This window comes from Salmonella sp. SJTUF15591, from assembly GCF_043356435.1.
GTDB lineage: Bacteria > Pseudomonadota > Gammaproteobacteria > Enterobacterales > Enterobacteriaceae > Salmonella > Salmonella enterica.
In genome coordinates, this window is the sequence record NZ_JBEUJO010000004.1 from 386,330 (window position 1) to 404,884 (window position 18,555).

The window sequence follows — 18,555 nt, forward strand, 5'->3', positions numbered from 1 at the left end:
GCCTTATTCTTCGCGAATACCGGAAAGTTCTGCACGGGAGAGCACCAGACGGGCGCGTTCAATCACCGGGCTGTCGACCATCTTGCCGTTAAGGGAAACGACGCCGAGACCTTCGCGGGCGGCGGCTTCTGCGGCCTCAACGACCAGACGCGCATGGGCGACTTCTTTACGCGTCGGCGCATAAAGGTTGTGCAGCAGTTCTATTTGGCGGGGGTTGATCAGTGACTTACCGTCAAAGCCCAACTGTTTAATGTGGGCGGCTTCTTGCAGGAAACCGGCTTCGTTGTTGGCGTCGGAATAGACGGTATCGAAGGCCTGAATGCCGGCGGAACGCGCGGCCTGCAAAATGGCGCAGCGGGCGAACAGCAGTTCGGTGCCTTCCGGAGAGCGTTCGGTGCGCAGGTTGCGAACATAGTCTTCCGCGCCCAGCGCAATCCCGATCAACCGTTCAGAGGCGTGGGCGATTTCTACCGCGCGGGTAATACCCAGCGGCGATTCCACGGCGGCTAACAGGCCGGTACTGCCCGGTTCGCGACCGCAGGCGTTTTCAATGCGCAGAATTTCGTTTTCGATATCAATGACGTCCTGCGCAGTGTCGGTTTTCGGTAAACGCACCACGTCCGCGCCGCCGCGCACGACCGCTTCCAGATCGTTGACGCCCCATTCGGAGTCCAGCGCATTCACGCGGACGATGGTTTCGACGTCACGGTAAAGCGGATGTTGCAGCGCGTGATATACCAGACGGCGCGCCGCGTCTTTTTCGCGTAATGCAACGGAGTCTTCCAGGTCGAACATCAGCGCGTCGGCCGGGTAGATAAACGAATTGCTCACCATCGCTGCGTTGGCGCCCGGTACGAATAACATACTGCGGCGGGTGCGGGTTTTACGTTGTTGCAGAGAGGCGGAAATCATTGGCGATCCTCCCAGGGCAGAGCGGCAATACCGCTGGCGCGCGCCAGTAGCGTTTCCAGTCGGGCGCGCAAAATGCAGTCCAGAGCGCCTTTATCATCGACGTTCAGTTGTACGCCGCGCACGTCGTAGCGAGAAAGCACCTCCAGGATGGTGGCGCGAATGGCCTCGCCAAACTGTTTTTCAACGCTACTGTTGATTTGCAGGTCAATATCCTGCGTATCGAGCGGCGCAATGCGTATCATCACATCGCCGGACTCAAGCGTGCCTGCGACGGCTAGCTGGTTTATTTTCATTTTTCACCTGTTGCTAATACGGGGGACTTTTGACGGGCTGCCGCGCTGCCCGGATGGCGTTCGACCATGCCCTGCAAATAGCGCAGGGTGGCGTCGGGAACCAGCGGCGCGATAGCCGTGAGATCGTGTTTAACCAGCAGCTTGCGTACCCAGGAGGCGGATATCGGCGTCTCCTGGAAGCAAAGCCGCTCTATTTCCACCAGCGTAATGGGTGGGGCGGGAAGCGTTGGCGTCTTCAGCCAGAAACGCATATCAAGGTTGTACTGGGCGGTAACGGTGCAAAACGGCTCCGTACCGACAAAGCGGTGTGTGATGCCAAGCGCGGGCGCCAGATACTGGCGAAAAATCTTCAGGTCGATTTCGGTATAACAGTGATTAATAACGCTCTGCTCTTTAATGAAATAGCAGGGGAACGTCGCCCGAGAGATAATGTATTCGGAGCCGCGGTGAACGGTTAAGCGCGGGATATCGGTGGTCCCTTTAAGGACCAGATCGAGTCGGTCTTCATAGGGAAAGCGTGACGTATCTTCTTTGACCAGGAACAGATGCAGCCAGTCGCACTGTGCCGCCGCCTGTTGGATCAGATAGCGATGGCCGTTCGTGAAAGGATTGGCGTTCATCACAATACAGCCAATTTTCTTTCCCTCATGACGTAATGTCGCCAGCGATTCCGCATACCGTTTCAACCGGGTCGCGCTATTTTCCATTAAGACCATCACGCCAGGGACGCTGGCTATCGTCGAAAAGCTGCACTGTTTAAACAGCGCTTCGTATTCCGTTTTGGTATAAATAAAAAGATGGGTGCAGTGCCGTTCCCAGGCGAGATTAATCAATTCCGTCGCCAGCGTTAACGCTAAGCCTTCGCCGCGTACTGATTCGCTAATGGCCACGCATTTAATGATATTTCCGGCAATACCGCCGCAGGCAATAAGACGGTCATCACGGCTGACGGTAATAAACACTTCTACAGTGGTATCGACGCTTAAATCATTCTCTTTGAGAAAGTGAGCGATCTCCGCCATTTTTTTATTTTCAGAGCGTTTTACCCGAGTGAATACATTATTGCCAAACATAGTAAGAAATATCCTGGTGATATGCTTGTTGCCACTTTTCTGTATATGTTGCGCTGTGTTGCAACTTGATAACTTTTTCTTTTCAGTCAGAGTGGGAGTATTTTTATGACGAGTTATTTATTTTTTCTCACTGACGTATACATCGTAAGGAGTATTTTGGTGGTAAATTTTGATTTATTTCACAAAGCGTTAGATGGTTTTTAAGTGTTTTATGGTTTTAAGTTTTTTAATTAATTTAATCACCATTCCGGCGGTGGGTTTTAGTTGTTTAATTGATTTAATGTGGGGAATCTGTAACGATTGGTTTTTATATGCTTCATGATGCTGAAAACATTTTTATTACATTTGCGATAAATCTGAAGAGAAATGCCCATAAGGAACCTTAATGTCCTATCAGAAAAATAAAAAACTGTTTCCTTTTTTTCGGCAACTCGCGTTTCCGTTACGTATTTTTCTGCTCATTCTGGTGGTTTCTGTTTTCATCGTGGCAGCGTTAGCACAATATTTGTCTGCCAGTTTCGAAGATTATCTGGCGTCCCATGTTCGTGATATGGCGATGAATCAGGCAAAAATTATTGCTTCTAACGACAGCATTATCGCTGCCGTAAAAAACCGGGACTATAAACGCCTGGCGATAATTGCGAATAAACTGCAGCGCGGGACGGATTTTGACTATGTGGTGATAGGCGATCGCCACTCGATCCGGCTTTACCATCCGAATCCGGAAAAAATCGGCTATCCCATGCAGTTTACGAAACCCGGCGCGCTGGAAAGAGGAGAAAGTTATTTCATTACCGGTAAGGGCTCAATAGGGATGGCGATGCGCGCCAAAACGCCTATCTTTGACAACAAAGGCAACGTGATCGGCGTTGTTTCAATTGGCTATCTGGTCAGTAAAATCGACTCCTGGCGGCTGGACTTCTTATTACCGATGGCGGGGGTTTTTGTCCTGTTGCTGGTGGTATTAATGCTGCTTTCCTGGTTTTTCGCCGCGCATATCCGCCGACAAATGCTGGGCATGGAGCCGAAACAGATTGCGCGCGTGGTACGCCAGCAGGAGGCGTTGTTTAGCTCGGTTTATGAAGGGCTGATCGCCGTTGATCCGGAGGGACATATTACCGCGATTAACCGCAGTGCGAGAAAAATGTTGGGGCTGCCGTCGCCGGGGCGTCAGTGGCTGGGCAAGCTGATCGCGGAAGTCGTCAATCCGGCAGACTTTTTTACCTGCCAGATCGCAGAAAGACGCCAGGACGTGATGGCCAACTTCAATGGCCTGAGCGTCATCGCCAATCGTGAGGCTATCCGTTCCGGCGAGGAGCTGCTGGGCGCTATTATTAGTTTTCGCAGCAAAGATGAAATCGCGACGTTGAACGCGCAGCTAACCCAGATTAAACAGTATGTTGAGAGCCTGCGCACGCTACGCCATGAGCACCTGAACTGGATGTCGACTCTGAACGGCCTGCTGCAAATGAAAGAGTATGATCGGGTCAGAGAGATGGTGCAGGGTGAGTCGCAGGCGCAGCAGCAACTTATTGATAGTTTACGCGGCGCCTTCGCCGATCGTCAGGTGGCCGGTTTGCTGTTTGGCAAAGTTCAGCGCGCGCGTGAACTGGGGCTCAAGATGGTGATTGTTCCCGGCAGCCAGCTACATCAACTGCCGGAGGGGCTGGATAGCACGGAGTTCGCCGCCATCGTCGGGAATCTGCTGGATAACGCGTTTGAGGCGAGTTTACGTACACAGGAAGGCGACAATACCATCGAACTTTTCCTGAGCGACGAGGGCGACGAGGTGGTAATAGAGGTCGCCGACCAAGGCTGCGGCGTTCCTGAAGCGCTGCGGGAAAAGATTTTTGAACAGGGCGTAAGTACCCGCACCGACGAACCCGGTGAGCATGGTATCGGGTTATATCTGATTGCAAGTTATGTGGGGCGCTGTGGCGGGGTCATTACGCTGGAAGACAATGATCCTTGTGGCACCTTATTTTCTTTATTCCTTCCGAAAGTGAAAAAAAACGATGACAGAACCATTAACCCTATTGATCGTTGAGGATGAAACGCTGCTGGCGGAGATGCACGCAGAATATATCCGCCATATTCCTGGCTTTAAGCAGATATGGCTGGCGGGCAATCTGGCGCAGGCGAGAATGATGATTGACCGGTTCAAACCTGGATTAATTCTGTTGGATAATTATCTGCCGGATGGGAAGGGGATTACGCTGCTGCATGAATTAATGCAGTCGCGCTATCCCGGCGGCGTCGTGTTTACGACCGCCGCCAGTGACATGGAGACGGTAGCGGAAGCGGTACGTAGCGGCGCGTTTGATTATCTGGTCAAACCTATTGCTTATGAACGTTTGGGACAGACGCTGACCCGCTATCAACAGCGCAGACGTATGCTGGCGAGCGCGGATAGCGCAAGCCAGAAGCAGATAGATGAAATGTTCAACGCCTATGCGCGCGGCGAACCGAAAGGGGATTTGCCGACCGGTATTGATGCCTTAACCCTTAATGCGGTGATGAAGCTGTTTGCCGATCCAACCGTACGCCATACGGCTGAAACGGTCGCGCAGGCCTTAACGATAAGCCGCACCACATCCCGACGCTACCTGGAATATTGCGCGAGTCGGCACCTGATTGTCGCAGAGATTATTCATGGCAAAGTGGGCAGGCCGCAGCGTATTTACCACGGCGGCTAAGCCTGGTTTAAGATGCCGGGGCGATGTTTTCCCTCGCCCCGGCTTACCGGCTATTAGCCGCCAGTAACGGCGGAAGAGGCGCCTGGCACCATAATTTCCGTGGCGATAATGACGATCAACAGACCGACGATGACCGGAACGGACGTGCGCTTCACCACTTCAAACGGTGATATTTTAGCCATCCCGGCGACAGCGACTACGACGCCGGAGACCGGCGAAATCGTGCGCCCCAGGTTTGAGGCTTGCAGCATTGGGATGGATAAATAGGCTGGGTTGATGCCGGAGGAGTGCGCCAGTTTAGGGATCATCTCAACAAAGGCGTAAAAAGGCGCATTGCCTGAACCGGTGGTCATCGCGGCCAGCATGGTTAAAATCACTAAGACCAGCATCAGAATAATGCTGGCGGAGCCAAAAGAAGTGGCAATCGAGATCAGACTTTGGATAAAGCCAATGGTGCTCAGCCCCTGGGCGAAAACGCCCGCCGCGACCAGCAGCATCACAACGCCGGCAAACGCATCCGCCATGCCGCGATAAGCCACTTCCAGGCCGGAAAACACATTTTGCGTGTTGAAGCCGCGCACGAATTCCAGCACGGCGGCCAGCAGCATACAGATCACCAGAATGGTAATAATGTGCAACTGCGGCCCCCATTTACCGTCAAAAATCAGTACGCCGATAATGGGCGTGAACGGCAAAAGAGCATAAAACGCCGGGGCCGTGGTGGTAATCTCCGCCACGTCCAGCATCTCATGTGAAATGTTCTCTTTTTTATCCAGATAGCGTTGCCAGAAAAAGTGCGCAATCGCCATACCGATAATGGCGGCGATGGAAATCGGCAGCGTGGTTTTGAACGCGAAATCGATTAACGGCATCTCCGCCGCTTTTGCGGCTAAAACCACATCGCCAGACGTTGGCGAGAGGATGATGGCGGCCGGAGAGGCGCAAATAGCCGCCGCCGCGCCGCGGCTAATGCCGACGTTGACCATCACCGGGAAGAGAGTAGCCATGAGCAGTACGCCAAGCCCCGTCGCGGAAGAGACGGCCAGCGACATCAGGCAGGCGACAAAATAGGCGGCAATCATCAACAGGTAGGGCGAGTTTATGTACTGTAAAGGTTTCGACGCCAGCTTCACGACCATATCATTCGCGCCGATATGCGTCATATAAGCGGCAAAGCCGCACAGCATCATGATCATCATGCCAAGATCGCCGCCACGACTCATAAGCAAAATTTTGATGTATTCAACAATATCTGTTGCGGTATAGCCGGTACTGGTTTCGCTGGCAGGTAATACCTTATGCCCCATCAGCGCGCTGATAATAAGCAGAACCAGACCGCCGACAAATAAAACGCCAGTGGCGGAATATCCCTTAATGATGTAGCGCGCTACACCCACAATAACGACGACTCCGATAAGGAGTTCTATAACTGTTAGCATTGTTTCCCCTGTCTTATCGACACCCAGAGTAAAAATAAGAGCCACAAAAGTGGTATAAAAATGTACCGAATAAAGGATGGCGCCTTACTGATTAAAATCACGGCGCGGTTATTTTTTCATGTCATCGCTAAAGATGAAATATGCTTATACGAATTTTCTGTAGCGCTATAAGTATTAATTTATTGTTATTTTATTGTTTTGTTTGTTGTGCTTTGTTTTGTGTTTTTGTGAAAGCTTATTAAGGAGCGCGCGACGGTTCTGAGTGCTAAATCAAACGCCGTTAACCCGATACTTTCTCAGATTATTCTCTGTTTATAGTTTGTTAAGATTTTATTCAGGTTAATGTTGTTATTATCACAGTCGAATTTTTGAACGGTATGGCTGTTGTGATGATTATCAGAAAGTATTTTCTTATTATTGCTCTCCTTGTTATGCCATGGCTGGCTATTCCTTCAGTCTCTGCGGCGGATAAAGGGTGGTTTAACACGTTTACCGATAACGTCGCAGAAACGTGGCGACAGCCTGAGCATTATGATTTGTATGTCCCCGCCATTACCTGGCATGCGCGCTTTGCCTACGATAAAGAGAAAACGGATCGCTATAACGAGCGGCCGTGGGGCGTTGGTTTTGGTCAGTCGCGCTGGGACGACAAAGGCAACTGGCATGGCCTCTATATGATGGCCTTTAAAGATTCATTTAACAAATGGGAACCCATAGGCGGTTATGGCTGGGAAAAAACCTGGCGACCGCTGGAAGACGATAATTTTCGTCTGGGACTGGGCTTTACCGCAGGCGTTACCGCGCGCGACAACTGGAATTATATTCCCATCCCTGTGCTGTTGCCTTTAGCGTCGATAGGCTATGGGCCCGCTACCTTTCAGATGACCTACATTCCGGGCTCGTATAACAACGGAAACGTCTATTTCGCCTGGATGCGTTTCCAGTTTTGACGGGGAAGGGCATGCTTCAGTTGTGAATTAAAAATCCTTAAAAAACAATAAGTAGATAGGGTTAGCTAAAAATTAACGCGATATTTATCACTTTTTCGCAAAGTTCGACTGGACAAAATGCATCACAATTGTTGTACTGGTATCCGACACAGCATTTGTGTCTATTTTTCATGTAAAGGTAATTTTGATGTCTAAGATTAAAGGTAACGTTAAGTGGTTTAATGAATCCAAAGGATTCGGTTTCATTACTCCGGAAGATGGCAGCAAAGACGTGTTCGTACACTTCTCTGCAATCCAGACCAATGGTTTTAAAACTCTGGCTGAAGGTCAGCGCGTAGAGTTCGAAATCACTAACGGTGCCAAAGGCCCTTCCGCTGCAAACGTAACTGCTCTGTAAGCATACGTCCGACAGCAAGATTTCAAAACCCGCCCTTTCGGCGGGTTTTTTTTGCGCTTAACGCGCTGCGGCGGCGGAAAATAGCCAGAATGCCAGCGCCGTCATGGCAAACGAACCCAACAGGTTAATCAGCACATTCAGCAGCGCCCAGCCAAAGCGCCCCTCTTGCAGCAAGAATACCACTTCAGCAGAAAAAGTAGAAAAGGTCGTCAGGCCGCCGCAAAAGCCGGTTGTGATGAGCACTTTCCACATCGGATCGATATGTGTCATGCGGTTAAACCAGGCGAACCCCATGCCGATAATAAACGCGCCAAGCAAATTTGCTGTTAGCGTACCGATGGGAATCGCCTGATGAAGCGGATTAAAACGCATACTTAGCATCCACCGGGCTACGCTCCCCGTTCCACCGCCGATAAAAACTGCTAAAAGAAGCTGTAACACTGCCGAATCCTTTATTTAATTGCTATACAGGAGGAGTGTAACGCCGAACACGCATAATTGGCGAGTCCTGACAGAGGTGTGGGAGGGGATATGTTCGTTGCAGCCGGGCAGTTTGTGGTGAGTTCTGTATGGGAAAAGAATGCGCAAGTTTGCGTTTCGTTAATGGCTCAGGCGGCGGGCCGCGGCGTATCGCTTCTGGTGTTGCCTGAGGGGATATTAGCGCGAGATGACATCGACCTTGACCTGCCGATTCGCGCCGCGCAGCCGCTGGATGGCGCGTTTATGACGCGGCTTCTGGAAGAAAGCGCTCATAATAATATGACGACGATATTCACTATCCTTGTCCCGTCAACGCCTGGACGGGCGGTTAATATGCTGGTGGCGCTACGGGCAGGTCACATTGTCGCGCGTTACGCGAAGCTGCATCTTTATGATGCGTTTTCGATGCAAGAATCCCACAGTATTGATGCCGGAACCGTTATCGCGCCTGTGCTGGACGTGGTGGGGGTTAAGGTGGGGCTTATGACCTGTTATGACCTGCGCTTTCCTGACATGGCGTTAGCGCTGGCTTTACAGGGGGCTGACGTATTGGCGCTGCCGACGGGCTGGGTTCGCGGCCCGTTGAAAGAGCAGCAGTGGTCGACGCTGCTGGCGGCGAGAGCGCTGGATACCACCTGCTATATGATTGCGGCCGGGGAGTGTGGTAATCGTAATATTGGTCAAAGTCGTATTATCGATCCGTTGGGGGTAACGATAGCCGCAGCAGCCGATCGTCCGGCGCTGATCGTCGCGGAAATATTCAGAGAACGAATAGACCAGGTGCGGGAGCAACTTCCTCTTTTGCAGCAACGACGATTTGCGCCACCGCAATTATTATGATGTTTTTTTACGCAAAGCTTGATTCACCTTGTTACAGATTGCTATTGTGTGCGCGCGTCGAAAGACCGTTAATATTCTCAGGTTAATCCGGCGCGTTACGCAGCCTGTTTTTAGTGAAGAAGGTATCTATGGGTGAGATTAGTATTACCAAACTGCTGGTGGTTGCCGCACTGGTTGTTCTGCTGTTTGGTACCAAGAAGTTACGTACGCTGGGCGGAGACCTGGGCACGGCGATTAAAGGATTCAAGAAAGCAATGAACGATGAAGACGCGGGCGTTAAGAAAGACGTCGACGGTAGCGTTCAGGCTGAAAAACTCTCGCATAAAGAGTAATAGCGCAATGCGCTTGCTCCGCAGAGTAAAAAAACCGGCGAGTTGCCGGTTTTTTTTGCCTGAAATGTAAGCGTCTATTACACGATCATTTCACTTCCATGCCTTTGGCCTGGAGATCAGCATGGTACGAAGAACGTACAAAGGGGCCACAGGCGGCATGGGTAAAGCCCATCGCCAGGGCTTCCGCTTTCATCTCGTCAAACTCTTCCGGGCTGACATAACGCTGTACCGGCAGGTGATGGCGGCTTGGCTGTAGATACTGACCAAGCGTCAGCATGGTAACGCCGTGACGGCGTAAGTCGCGCATAACCTCAATGATTTCCGCATTGGTTTCGCCTAAGCCCACCATCAGACCCGATTTTGTCGGAATTTCCGGGTGCGCTTCTTTGAAGCGTTCCAGTAATTTCAGCGACCAGTTGTAATCGGCGCCCGGACGAACCTGGCGGTAAATACGCGGCACGTTTTCCAGGTTGTGGTTAAACACATCCGGCGGCGTCGCGTTAAGGATATCCAGCGCGCGATCCATACGTCCACGGAAGTCTGGCACCAGCGTCTCTATTTTTATCTCCGGGCTTTTGGCACGGATGGCAGTGATGCAGTCAGCAAAATGCTGGGCACCGCCGTCACGCAGATCGTCACGGTCGACAGAGGTGATGACCACATAGCGTAGCGCCATGTCGGCGATCGTTTGCGCCAGTTTCTGCGGCTCTTCCGCATCCGGCGCAACGGGGCGGCCATGGGCGACATCACAGAACGGACAGCGGCGAGTGCAAATGGCGCCAAGGATCATAAACGTAGCGGTACCGTGGTTGAAACATTCAGCCAGGTTTGGGCAAGACGCTTCCTCGCAGACAGAATGCAGGCCATTTTTGCGCATTGCGGCTTTGATGCCCTGGATACGGGTAGAATCCGCCGGAAGTTTTATTTTCATCCATTCCGGTTTACGTAGTAGAGCGTCGCGCTCTGTGACCACATTTTTAACCGGGATAAGAGCCATCTTATCGGCATCGCGGTATTTTACACCGCGTTCCATCACAATGGGTTTACTCATAGCGTGCGTGTTCCAGTTGCGAATAACGAAGGAAAGCGTTTCAATTCAAGGGAAAGTTGTATTTATCAACTATTTTTGAATTTGTGACACGCAGTATATCATTGATAAGGGCCATAAAGCAGCCTGACAGCCCGGCAAAATGTAAAATAGTTGTTGTTTTGTGCTGTTTGCCCATATCTTCCGTGACCTGAATGCAACATTTTTGTCAGAACGCCTCACGGATGATATCAATGACGTTCTCCAGCACCGGATCGCGCAGACTCAGTTTATTGTAATGCAGCGAGAACTCGACCTGTTCACTATTCACCGGCGCGTAGGGAAGGCGTTCAAGCGGCCAGCAACGGCTAAATAAGTCGTAGAAGCGGGTGGGCATCAGTCCCAGCAGATCGCTGCTGGCGATCAGCGAGGCAATGGTAAAAATATTGTAGCTGCTAAAACTGATTTGCTGATCGGGAAATGTCTCCTGCAGTCGCTGGCGCAGGAGGGAAAGATGTTGTCCCTCCAGCATCAGAAAGGTGTGATCCGCGCTGTTCAGTCTCTCTTCAGTAATGGCGTTCGCCAGACACGGGTGATGCTGGCGGCAGACAATCTCAAGCGTATCGCTAAACAGGACGTGATGCTGGATGCTCCGGTTGTTATAGCTATGGGTATTGATAATGAGATCGGTCTGAAACTGACTAAGCTGGCTTTCGGCATCGTCTACCGGAATGTTGCGCAGCAAAAGCTGAGGATAACGCGGCCTGATGGCCTGGTAAATAATCGGCATCACTAGCGCGCCGACTGAAGGCGTCGTGCCAATTGTAATGGTGCGTTGCTTATCATAGCTGCCCGTGAGATCCAGGGCGCCAAGAATAGATTCCAGCCCCTGGCTGATGTATTCGTGCAGATGCGTAGCATACGTCGTGGGCGTTACGCCCTGGCCTTTGCGAATAAACAACGGATCGGGAAATATAGTCCGTAATTTTTGAATGGACTGGCTGATGGCTGACGGCGTCAGGTTAAGAATTTTCGCTGCATTGACGATCCCTTTATGGACATATACGGCCTCAAAAATCGTCAACAGATTGAGGTCAATATTTCTCAGTGTTCTGAAAATTTGCGGTTTGTCTTGTAGGTGTTGATCGGCCGGTTGTCTTTCTGCCTGATTATTATCACTCACGCTCTGGCTCCGAATTCATTCGTATTATGAATAATAGATGAAATAGTATATTTTGCATTTATGAGTTGGTTTTAAAATTACTCTTATGAATGTATTTTTAGTCATTTCAATAAGATAAGTAACAGCAAGGCCGGGATTTTGGTCACGGAAAATTCCTCATCATGAGGACTGAAGAGGCCATGCCGCCTGGCGGCTACAGCAGGGATATAACGAAAATATAGAAAGCGGGGGGAGAAGTAAAGCATTCAAATCATATATGATTAATGACCCATAAATTTCTTGGGCCATTATATTTTACGCATTAAGCAGCAATATATTCATACGGTGGATTATTTAGCAGAGCTAAAATATTCGCCAGCAAGCGGGGCGCAATATTATCCGTGGTAGCGTCTTCCTTCCACTGTGTTATTTTGGCCATTTCCATGCCGGCATAACCACACGGGTTGATACGTAGGAAAGGAGAAAGATCCATGTTAACGTTTAGCGCTAAACCGTGGAATGAGCAGCCGCGACGGATACGTAAACCCAGCGAGCAGATTTTCTTTTCACCCACATAGACGCCCGGCGCATCGGCGCGCGGATGCGCCTCAATACCAATTTCAGCCAGCGTATTCACCACGGTCTGTTCAAGTAGGGTGACTAAATCACGCACGCCCAGTTTACGTCGTTTCAGGTTAAGTAAAACGTACATTACCTGTTGGCCCGGACCATGATAGGTCACCTGTCCTCCACGATCGCTCTGCACAACGGGAATATCGCCAGGCATCAATATATGTTCCGCTTTACCGGCCTGGCCCTGGGTAAACACCGGGTAATGCTCAACCAACCAGATTTCATCATGGCTGTTTTCATCGCGCATATCGGTAAAGTTATGCATGGCCTGAGAGATAGCTTCATAGGGCTGAAGGCCGAGCTGGCGGACAAGGATTTTATCCTGATACAAAACGGCATCTCCGTAGAGAATGAAAAAAGAGAGGAAAGTATATCACAGCGGGGGAGGCGGGGAGTTACCCGGATAAGACCGGGTAACCGTCTGGATGTATTACAATACCATTCGCACGATATCAATATTGCCCAGTTCTTCGTACAGCGTTTCAACCTGTTCAATATGGGTGGCATTAATGGTGATAGAGACCGAGTGGTAGTTGCCTTTGCTGCTCGGTTTTACCGTCGGAGAGTAATCACCAGGCGCATGGCGCTGTACCACTTCAACCACCTGATCAACCAGCTCAGGTAACGCCTGCCCCATTACTTTGTAAGTAAATGGCGTAGGGAATTCAAGCAGTTCGTTAAGTTTGGTTTTCATGTCAGCTCCGGCATTACGTAAAAAAATAACAACTCCCGCCACAGGGCGGGAGTTTTACTGATGCATAGTATATGGGGACGAAAATCACACTTTCAAGCGTTCAATTTTTATCCAAACCAGTGATGGAACATTAATTTAATGTAATCAATGATTTTACCGAAGAAGTTCCCTTCCGGGATCTCTTGCAGTACGACCAGCGGACGCTGCTCGATGGTTTTACCGTCCAGCTGGAAGTTGATGGTGCCGACCACCTGGTTTTTCTGCAGCGGCGCGTGCAGTTCTGCGGTATTCAGTACATAGCTCGCTTTCAAATCTTTCATGCGACCGCGAGGGATCGTCAGGTAAACGTCTTTATCGACGCCCAGCGAGGCGCGATCGGTATTACCAAACCAGGCGGGTTCAGAAGCGAACTCTTTACCAGCCTTCAGCGGATTAACGGTTTCAAAGAAACGGAAGCCCCACGTCAGCAGTTTTTTGCTTTCTGTTTCACGGCCTTTATAGGTCCGTCCGCCCATCACGGCGGAAATCAATCGCATCTGGCCTTCGGTTGCGGAAGCGACCAGATTATAGCCCGCTTTGCTGGTATGGCCGGTTTTGATGCCGTCCACATTCAGGCTGTTATCCCACAGCAGACCGTTACGGTTTAACTGGCGAATGCCGTTAAAGGTGAACTCTTTTTCTTTATAAACGGCATATTCGTTAGGCACATCGCGAATTAACGCCTGACCAATCAGCGCCATATCGCGAGCTGAACTGTATTGTCCGTCGGCGTCCAGGCCGTGTACGGTCTGGAAGTGGGTATTTTTCAGCCCCAACGCGTTCACATAGCTGTTCATCAGCCCGACGAAAGCATCCTGGCTACCGGCGGCGAAATCAGCCATCGCCACACAGGCGTCATTGCCGGATTGCAGATTGATGCCGCGTATCAACTGAGAGACCGGTACCTGCATTCCCGGCTTGAGGAACATCAGCGAGGAGCCTTTAAATACCGGATTGCCGGTGGCCCAGGCATCATTACCGACGGTAACCAGGTCGGTTTCTTTAAATTTACCCGCTTTCATTGCCTGTCCGATGACGTAACTGGTCATCATCTTCGTCAGACTCGCCGGGTCGCGACGTTCGTCGGCGTTTTGTTCCGCCAGAACTTTACCGGAGTTGTAGTCGATCAGGATGTAGGATTCCGCATCGATCTGCGGAACACCCGGGATCATAGTTTTGATATTCAGGTCATCGGCATGTGCGGTTGAGATAAACGCGGCACAAAGCGCCGTGGTGAGCGCCATGCGCTGCATAAAACGAGCGGAAAAAGTGGTCTTCATGGTCTGAACTACGACGTCCGTGATGAAATTAAAAAAAGAGCCCTACTATAGCAAAAGCATAACTGGCAGGCATCTGACTTTCCGCGTGACTTTGTTAATGTCATTTACAGAAATTGACAGTACAGATACCTGCGATCGGTTACTGCGCGCTGGCGATAAAGGACTGTAATTGTGCTTCTGTTTGCAAACGTTGCTGTAACGCGCTGGCTTCGGCTTTACTGGCAAAAGGCCCCAGTTGAATACGCCAGACCGCGCCGTTTTGTATTACGCGCCCTGGTACGCTGAACTGCTGGCTTAAACGCTGTTGGTACTGCTGCGCGCGCGTTTGATCGCTGACGGCGCCGACCTGGACGACGAAACGACCACTCGCCGCGGCGGCTGGTGCGCTCACCGGGGCAGATACCGGGGCCGCGGCGGCAGGCGCGCTCACCGGCGTCGCAGTCGCTGGAGCCGCCACCGGCGCGGAAACCGGCGCTGGCTGTGGCGCCGGCGTCGGTTCATTACCCTCCAGCACGCCAGGCGCCAGCGTAGTCGGCGCGCCGAGGAAGCCGCTGCTGCTCACCGGCGCGCCGGTGGTGTCGTCACTTTTCAACGTGGAATTACTGACCGGAAGCACGTCGCCTTGCGGTTGCGCAGGTACTGAAGAGGCGCTTCCCATTCCGCCGCTTAAATCAGGGCGCGGGGGCAGAGCGTAGGTCTGTTTCGCCACCGTCGTACAGGCCATCCCCGGGCCGGAGAGCGAACCATCCTGCGCCACGATAATGGGGTCAATCCGTACTTTAGTATTATTCGAGGTATTCAGACGATCCGCCGCCGCGCGGGACAGGGAGATGACCCGATCGGTGCCATAGGGGCCGCGATCGTTAATACGCACGACGATCATGCGACCGTTGGCCAGGTTGGTGATTCGCGCATAGCTGGGGATAGGCAGTGTCGGATGGGCGGCGGTAAGCTGCATCGGATCGAACATCTCCCCGGAGGCGGTTAAATTACTGCCGGGTTCCGCATCATAAATAGCGGCCAGGCCAGCCTGGCTAAAGCGGGACGGGTCCTGAACGATTTTATAACTTTTACCGTCACGCTGATAATCCTGGTTTGCGGTCGGATTCAGAGGTTCATAACGCGGTTCCGCTCCGCTGATTTCCACAGTCGGACCATTACATACCGCAGGTTGCGGCGCGACGGTGGTTTGCTGCTGACCGCCGTCATTAGTACATGCCGCGAGTAGTACTATCCCTGCCGCGACGCAGATTACAGGCAACTGCTTACGCATTGCGCACCCCTTATACGCTTTTCGACAACATTTTTCTGTGGGTGTGGATCGACATCACAATCCCGAACCCGGCCATCAGCACAATCAGTGCGGAGCCCCCGTAGCTGACCAGGGGTAAAGGTACTCCAACCACAGGCAGAATACCGCTCACCATACCAATATTTACGAAGACATAAACGAATAATATTAACATTAATCCGCCAGCCATCACGCGACCAAATGTAGTTTGCGCTCTGGCGGCAATCCACAAGCCGCGCATTATTAGCAAAATATAGAGCGCGAGCAGAATCAGGATGCCCACCAGACCGAGCTCTTCCGCCAGTACCGCGAAGATAAAGTCGGTATGGCGCTCGGGTAAAAACTCCAGCTGCGACTGGGTGCCGTGGAGCCAGCCTTTACCGCGCAGGCCGCCTGAGCCAATGGCGATTTTAGACTGAATAATATGATAGCCCGCGCCCAGCGGATCGGTCTCCGGATCAAGGAGCATCATGACGCGCTGGCGTTGGTAATCGTGCATCAGGAAAAACCACAAAATAGGAATAAATGCAGCGATCAATACAATGGCGACCCCAATTAAGCGCCAGCTCAGACCAGACAAAAATAGGACAAAGAGACCGGAAAGGGCGACCAGAATAGACGTCCCCAGGTCCGGCTGGGCGGCGACCAGCAGGGTAGGCATAAAGATTAATACCAGGGCGATGGCGGTATTTTTCAGCGAGGGCGGGCAGACGTCGCGGTTAATAAAGCGGGCGACCATCAGCGGCACGGCGATTTTGGCTATTTCCGAAGGCTGAAAGCGAACGATTCCCAGATCGAGCCAGCGCTGCGCGCCTTTGGATATTGCGCCGAAGGCATCAACGGCGACCAGCAGAATGATACAAATGATATAGAGATAGGGCGCCCAGCCTTCATACACGCGCGGCGGGATCTGCGCCATCACCACCATAACCACCAGCCCCATCGCAATCTGACCGATTTTACGCTCCATCATGCCGATGTCCTGGCCGCTGGCGCTCCAGATGACCAATGCGCTGTAAACCAGTAACGCCAGCAGAATAAGTAGCATCGTGGGATCGATATGAATTTTATCCCAGAAGGTTTTTTTGTTCGGATTATCCGTCATGATTATTGGTCCTCCGCCGCTGCAACCACCGGGTTTTCCGCAGGCAAATGGGTGTTGTTGTCGCCCAGCATGATGTGATCAAGGATTTGGCGCATGATTGTGCCTACTGCCGGGCCTGCGCCGCCGTTTTCAAGGATGATCGCGACGGCGACCTGGGGATTGTTATACGGCGCAAAGGCGGTCATTAATTTATGGTCGCGCAGGCGCTCGGCGATTTTATGCGCATTGTACGTTTCGTTGGCCTTCAAGCCAAAGACCTGCGCGGTGCCCGACTTCGCCGCGATTTTATAGGGCGCGCTGGCAAAATATTTATGCGCCGTGCCGTTAGGGCGGTTGGCGACGCCATACATGCCATCTTTCGCAATTTCCCAGTAGCCGGAGTGAATATCGCCCACCGGCGGCTCATGCGGCTGTACCCACGGCACCTGTTTACCGTTTTCCGCGGTGCTCATTAACAGGTGCGGGACTTTAACTACGCCGTCGTTAATAAGGATCATCAGCGCCTTACTCATCTGAATCGGCGTCGCTGTCCAGTAACCCTGGCCGATGCCCACCGGAATCGTATCGCCCTGATACCACGGTTTTTTAAAGCGTTTCTGTTTCCACTCGCGGGTCGGCATATTACCAGAGCGCTCTTCTGCGAGATCAATTCCGGTATAGTGACCATAGCCGAACTTACCCATCCATTCCGACAGGCGATCGATCCCCATGTCATAGGCCACCTGATAGAAGAAGGTATCCGCCGACTCTTCAAGGGATTTGGTGATATTCAGATGCCCGTGGCCCCATTTTTTCCAGTCGCGGTAGCGTTTCTCAGACCCCGGCAACTGCCACCAGCCAGGGTCGAAAAGACTGGTGTTACGGGTGATGACGCCAGCGCTTAATGCCGATACGGCGACGTAAGGCTTAACGGTAGAAGCGGGTGGGTAGACACCCTGAGTCGCGCGGTTTACTAATGGCGTGTTCGGGTCGTTAAGCAGCCCGGAGTAATCTTTGCTGGAGATGCCGTCCACGAAAAGGTTAGGGTCGTAACTTGGCATGGAGACCAGCGATAGCACGCCGCCGGTACGCGGATCGGTGACAATCACCGCCGCGCGACTGCCTGCCAGCAGCGTTTCAATATACTGCTGGAGCTTGAGATCCAGCGTCAGGTAGATATCGTGTCCGGCCTGCGGCGGCACCTCTTTAAGCTGGCGAATAACGCGACCGCGGTTGTTGACTTCAACCTCTTCATAACCGGTTTGCCCATGCAGAATATCTTCATAGTAGCGCTCAATGCCCAGCTTGCCGATGTCATGGGTGGCGGCGTAGTTCGCCAGTTTGTTTTCTCTGTCGAGACGCTCGACGTCTTTATCATTGATTTTCGATACGTAGCCGATAACGTGGGTCAGCGCCGATCCGTATGGATAATAGCGGCGTTTATAGCCTTTGACTTCGACGCCCGGAAAACGGTACTGGTTGACAGCAAAGCGCGCGACCTGAACTTCCGTCAGGTTTGTTTTCACCGGAATAGAAGTAAAGCGATGGGATCGGGCGCGCTCTTTTTTAAAGGCGGCGATATCGTCGTCGTTTAAATCGACCACACTGCGTAGCGCATCCAGCGTTTGCTGAACGTTATCCACCTTTTCCGGCATCATTTCAATCTGATAGATAGTGCGGTTCAGCGCAAGGGGAATGCCGTTACGGTCGTAGATTATCCCGCGGCTTGGCGCAATTGGCACCAGCTTGATACGGTTTTCGTTCGAGCGGGTCTGGTAATCGGTAAAACGGAGAATTTGCAGATTATACAAATTGGCGATCAGTACGCCGGTCAGCAGCAAAATACCCAAAAAGGCGACCAGCGCCCGACGCACAAACAGTGCGGACTCAGCCGTATAGTCACGAAAAGAATTTTGTCGTTTCATCCGCTGCT

19 protein-coding genes are annotated in these 18,555 nt (G+C 51.8%); 6 read left to right on the forward strand and 13 right to left on the reverse strand.

Annotation, left to right across the window (positions count from 1 at the left end; all coding sequences use genetic code 11):
• Window positions 1-3: 3 nt before the first annotated feature.
• The 3 genes from citE to citC are packed head-to-tail and all read right to left on the reverse strand — an operon-like array spanning window position 4 to window position 2,278.
• Window positions 4-912 carry a citrate (pro-3S)-lyase subunit beta gene (citE, locus tag ABVM99_RS11930; RefSeq protein WP_000622342.1) on the reverse strand — a complete coding sequence of 303 codons (909 nt, stop codon included), beginning with the start codon at window positions 910-912 and terminating at the stop codon, window positions 4-6.
• Window positions 909-1,205: a citrate lyase acyl carrier protein gene (gene citD / locus ABVM99_RS11935; RefSeq protein WP_000700679.1), complete on the reverse strand. Its 297-nt coding sequence runs from the start codon at window positions 1,203-1,205 to the stop codon at window positions 909-911. The genes citE and citD overlap by 4 nt, the downstream gene beginning before the upstream one ends.
• The gene (gene citC, locus ABVM99_RS11940) at window positions 1,202-2,278 is read right to left on the reverse strand and encodes a [citrate (pro-3S)-lyase] ligase (protein ID WP_023195552.1); all 1,077 of its coding nucleotides are present in this window, start codon (window positions 2,276-2,278) and stop codon (window positions 1,202-1,204) included. Before citC ends, citD begins: the two co-directional genes overlap by 4 nt.
• Before the next feature lie 385 nt (window positions 2,279-2,663).
• Between citC and dpiB the strand changes: the two genes are divergently transcribed.
• Together dpiB and dpiA are read left to right on the forward strand one after the other, a co-directional pair.
• The gene (gene dpiB, locus ABVM99_RS11945; RefSeq protein WP_000121823.1) at window positions 2,664-4,325 is read left to right on the forward strand and encodes a sensor histidine kinase DpiB; all 1,662 of its coding nucleotides are present in this window, start codon (window positions 2,664-2,666) and stop codon (window positions 4,323-4,325) included.
• A complete protein-coding gene (gene dpiA / locus ABVM99_RS11950) occupies window positions 4,294-4,974 on the forward strand; it encodes a two-component response regulator DpiA (protein WP_000138779.1) in 681 nt (226 codons plus the stop codon). The genes dpiB and dpiA overlap by 32 nt, the downstream gene beginning before the upstream one ends.
• 53 nt (window positions 4,975-5,027) lie before the next feature.
• Here the strand turns inward: dpiA and dcuC are convergent, their stop codons facing one another.
• Window positions 5,028-6,413 (reverse strand): anaerobic C4-dicarboxylate transporter DcuC, encoded by a 1,386-nt coding sequence (gene dcuC, locus ABVM99_RS11955; RefSeq protein ID WP_000958619.1) that lies wholly within the window; start codon window positions 6,411-6,413, stop codon window positions 5,028-5,030.
• Between the two features lie 377 nt (window positions 6,414-6,790).
• Between dcuC and pagP the strand changes: the two genes are divergently transcribed.
• Together pagP and cspE are read left to right on the forward strand one after the other, a co-directional pair.
• The gene (pagP, locus tag ABVM99_RS11960) at window positions 6,791-7,363 is read left to right on the forward strand and encodes a lipid IV(A) palmitoyltransferase PagP (protein WP_001623090.1); all 573 of its coding nucleotides are present in this window, start codon (window positions 6,791-6,793) and stop codon (window positions 7,361-7,363) included.
• A 187-nt stretch (window positions 7,364-7,550) separates the two neighbouring features.
• Complete coding sequence (gene cspE / locus ABVM99_RS11965) at window positions 7,551-7,760, forward strand: transcription antiterminator/RNA stability regulator CspE (protein ID WP_000034826.1); 210 nt, start codon at window positions 7,551-7,553, stop codon at window positions 7,758-7,760.
• A gap of 57 nt (window positions 7,761-7,817) precedes the next feature.
• Here the strand turns inward: cspE and crcB are convergent, their stop codons facing one another.
• Window positions 7,818-8,201 (reverse strand): fluoride efflux transporter CrcB, encoded by a 384-nt coding sequence (gene crcB / locus ABVM99_RS11970; RefSeq protein ID WP_000939753.1) that lies wholly within the window; start codon window positions 8,199-8,201, stop codon window positions 7,818-7,820.
• A 90-nt stretch (window positions 8,202-8,291) separates the two neighbouring features.
• Here crcB and ABVM99_RS11975 point away from each other — a divergent pair, with 90 nt between their 5' ends.
• A complete protein-coding gene (locus tag ABVM99_RS11975) occupies window positions 8,292-9,080 on the forward strand; it encodes a deaminated glutathione amidase (RefSeq protein ID WP_052938299.1) in 789 nt (262 codons plus the stop codon).
• A gap of 128 nt (window positions 9,081-9,208) precedes the next feature.
• A complete protein-coding gene (gene tatE / locus ABVM99_RS11980) occupies window positions 9,209-9,412 on the forward strand; it encodes a twin-arginine translocase subunit TatE (RefSeq protein ID WP_000503938.1) in 204 nt (67 codons plus the stop codon).
• An 85-nt stretch (window positions 9,413-9,497) separates the two neighbouring features.
• On the opposite strand, the gene lipA is transcribed toward tatE, so the two are convergent.
• The 8 genes from lipA to mrdA all read right to left on the reverse strand — a co-directional run bounded on the left by lipA (window position 9,498) and on the right by mrdA (window position 18,547).
• Window positions 9,498-10,463, reverse strand: a complete 966-nt coding sequence (lipA, locus tag ABVM99_RS11985) for a lipoyl synthase (RefSeq protein WP_000042640.1) — start codon at window positions 10,461-10,463, stop codon at window positions 9,498-9,500.
• Window positions 10,464-10,668: 205 nt separating this feature from the next.
• Entirely contained in the window at window positions 10,669-11,622 is a 954-nt protein-coding gene (locus ABVM99_RS11990) for a YbeF family transcriptional regulator (RefSeq protein WP_001282817.1), read from the reverse strand.
• A gap of 301 nt (window positions 11,623-11,923) precedes the next feature.
• Complete coding sequence (gene lipB / locus ABVM99_RS11995) at window positions 11,924-12,565, reverse strand: lipoyl(octanoyl) transferase LipB (protein WP_000284009.1); 642 nt, start codon at window positions 12,563-12,565, stop codon at window positions 11,924-11,926.
• 99 nt (window positions 12,566-12,664) lie between these two features.
• On the reverse strand, window positions 12,665-12,928 hold the full coding sequence (gene ybeD, locus ABVM99_RS12000) for a DUF493 family protein YbeD (RefSeq protein WP_000850547.1): 264 nt from the start codon (window positions 12,926-12,928) through the stop codon (window positions 12,665-12,667).
• A gap of 107 nt (window positions 12,929-13,035) precedes the next feature.
• The gene (dacA, locus tag ABVM99_RS12005) at window positions 13,036-14,247 is read right to left on the reverse strand and encodes a D-alanyl-D-alanine carboxypeptidase DacA (protein WP_000858711.1); all 1,212 of its coding nucleotides are present in this window, start codon (window positions 14,245-14,247) and stop codon (window positions 13,036-13,038) included.
• A gap of 139 nt (window positions 14,248-14,386) precedes the next feature.
• A complete protein-coding gene (gene rlpA, locus ABVM99_RS12010) occupies window positions 14,387-15,520 on the reverse strand; it encodes an endolytic peptidoglycan transglycosylase RlpA (RefSeq protein ID WP_023195557.1) in 1,134 nt (377 codons plus the stop codon).
• 10 nt (window positions 15,521-15,530) lie between these two features.
• Complete coding sequence (mrdB, locus tag ABVM99_RS12015) at window positions 15,531-16,643, reverse strand: peptidoglycan glycosyltransferase MrdB (RefSeq protein ID WP_000131713.1); 1,113 nt, start codon at window positions 16,641-16,643, stop codon at window positions 15,531-15,533.
• A 2-nt stretch (window positions 16,644-16,645) separates the two neighbouring features.
• Entirely contained in the window at window positions 16,646-18,547 is a 1,902-nt protein-coding gene (mrdA, locus tag ABVM99_RS12020) for a peptidoglycan DD-transpeptidase MrdA (protein ID WP_000828700.1), read from the reverse strand.
• Window positions 18,548-18,555: the final 8 nt, after the last annotated feature.

Excerpts from the sequence above, each read along its gene's own strand:
- citE (WP_000622342.1), bottom strand. The coding sequence starts at position 912 with ATGATTTCCGCCTCTCTGCAACAACGTAAAACCCGCACCCGCCGCAGT.
- citD (WP_000700679.1), bottom strand. The coding sequence starts at position 1,205 with ATGAAAATAAACCAGCTAGCCGTCGCAGGCACGCTTGAGTCCGGCGAT.
- citC (WP_023195552.1), bottom strand. The coding sequence starts at position 2,278 with ATGTTTGGCAATAATGTATTCACTCGGGTAAAACGCTCTGAAAATAAA.
- dpiB (WP_000121823.1), top strand. The coding sequence starts at position 2,664 with ATGTCCTATCAGAAAAATAAAAAACTGTTTCCTTTTTTTCGGCAACTC.
- dpiA (WP_000138779.1), top strand. The coding sequence starts at position 4,294 with ATGACAGAACCATTAACCCTATTGATCGTTGAGGATGAAACGCTGCTG.
- dcuC (WP_000958619.1), bottom strand. The coding sequence starts at position 6,413 with ATGCTAACAGTTATAGAACTCCTTATCGGAGTCGTCGTTATTGTGGGT.
- pagP (WP_001623090.1), top strand. The coding sequence starts at position 6,791 with ATGGCTGTTGTGATGATTATCAGAAAGTATTTTCTTATTATTGCTCTC.
- cspE (WP_000034826.1), top strand. The coding sequence starts at position 7,551 with ATGTCTAAGATTAAAGGTAACGTTAAGTGGTTTAATGAATCCAAAGGA.
- ABVM99_RS11975 (WP_052938299.1), top strand. The coding sequence starts at position 8,292 with ATGTTCGTTGCAGCCGGGCAGTTTGTGGTGAGTTCTGTATGGGAAAAG.
- tatE (WP_000503938.1), top strand. The coding sequence starts at position 9,209 with ATGGGTGAGATTAGTATTACCAAACTGCTGGTGGTTGCCGCACTGGTT.
- lipA (WP_000042640.1), bottom strand. The coding sequence starts at position 10,463 with ATGAGTAAACCCATTGTGATGGAACGCGGTGTAAAATACCGCGATGCC.
- ybeD (WP_000850547.1), bottom strand. The coding sequence starts at position 12,928 with ATGAAAACCAAACTTAACGAACTGCTTGAATTCCCTACGCCATTTACT.
- dacA (WP_000858711.1), bottom strand. The coding sequence starts at position 14,247 with ATGAAGACCACTTTTTCCGCTCGTTTTATGCAGCGCATGGCGCTCACC.
- rlpA (WP_023195557.1), bottom strand. The coding sequence starts at position 15,520 with ATGCGTAAGCAGTTGCCTGTAATCTGCGTCGCGGCAGGGATAGTACTA.
- mrdB (WP_000131713.1), bottom strand. The coding sequence starts at position 16,643 with ATGACGGATAATCCGAACAAAAAAACCTTCTGGGATAAAATTCATATC.
- mrdA (WP_000828700.1), bottom strand. The coding sequence starts at position 18,547 with ATGAAACGACAAAATTCTTTTCGTGACTATACGGCTGAGTCCGCACTG.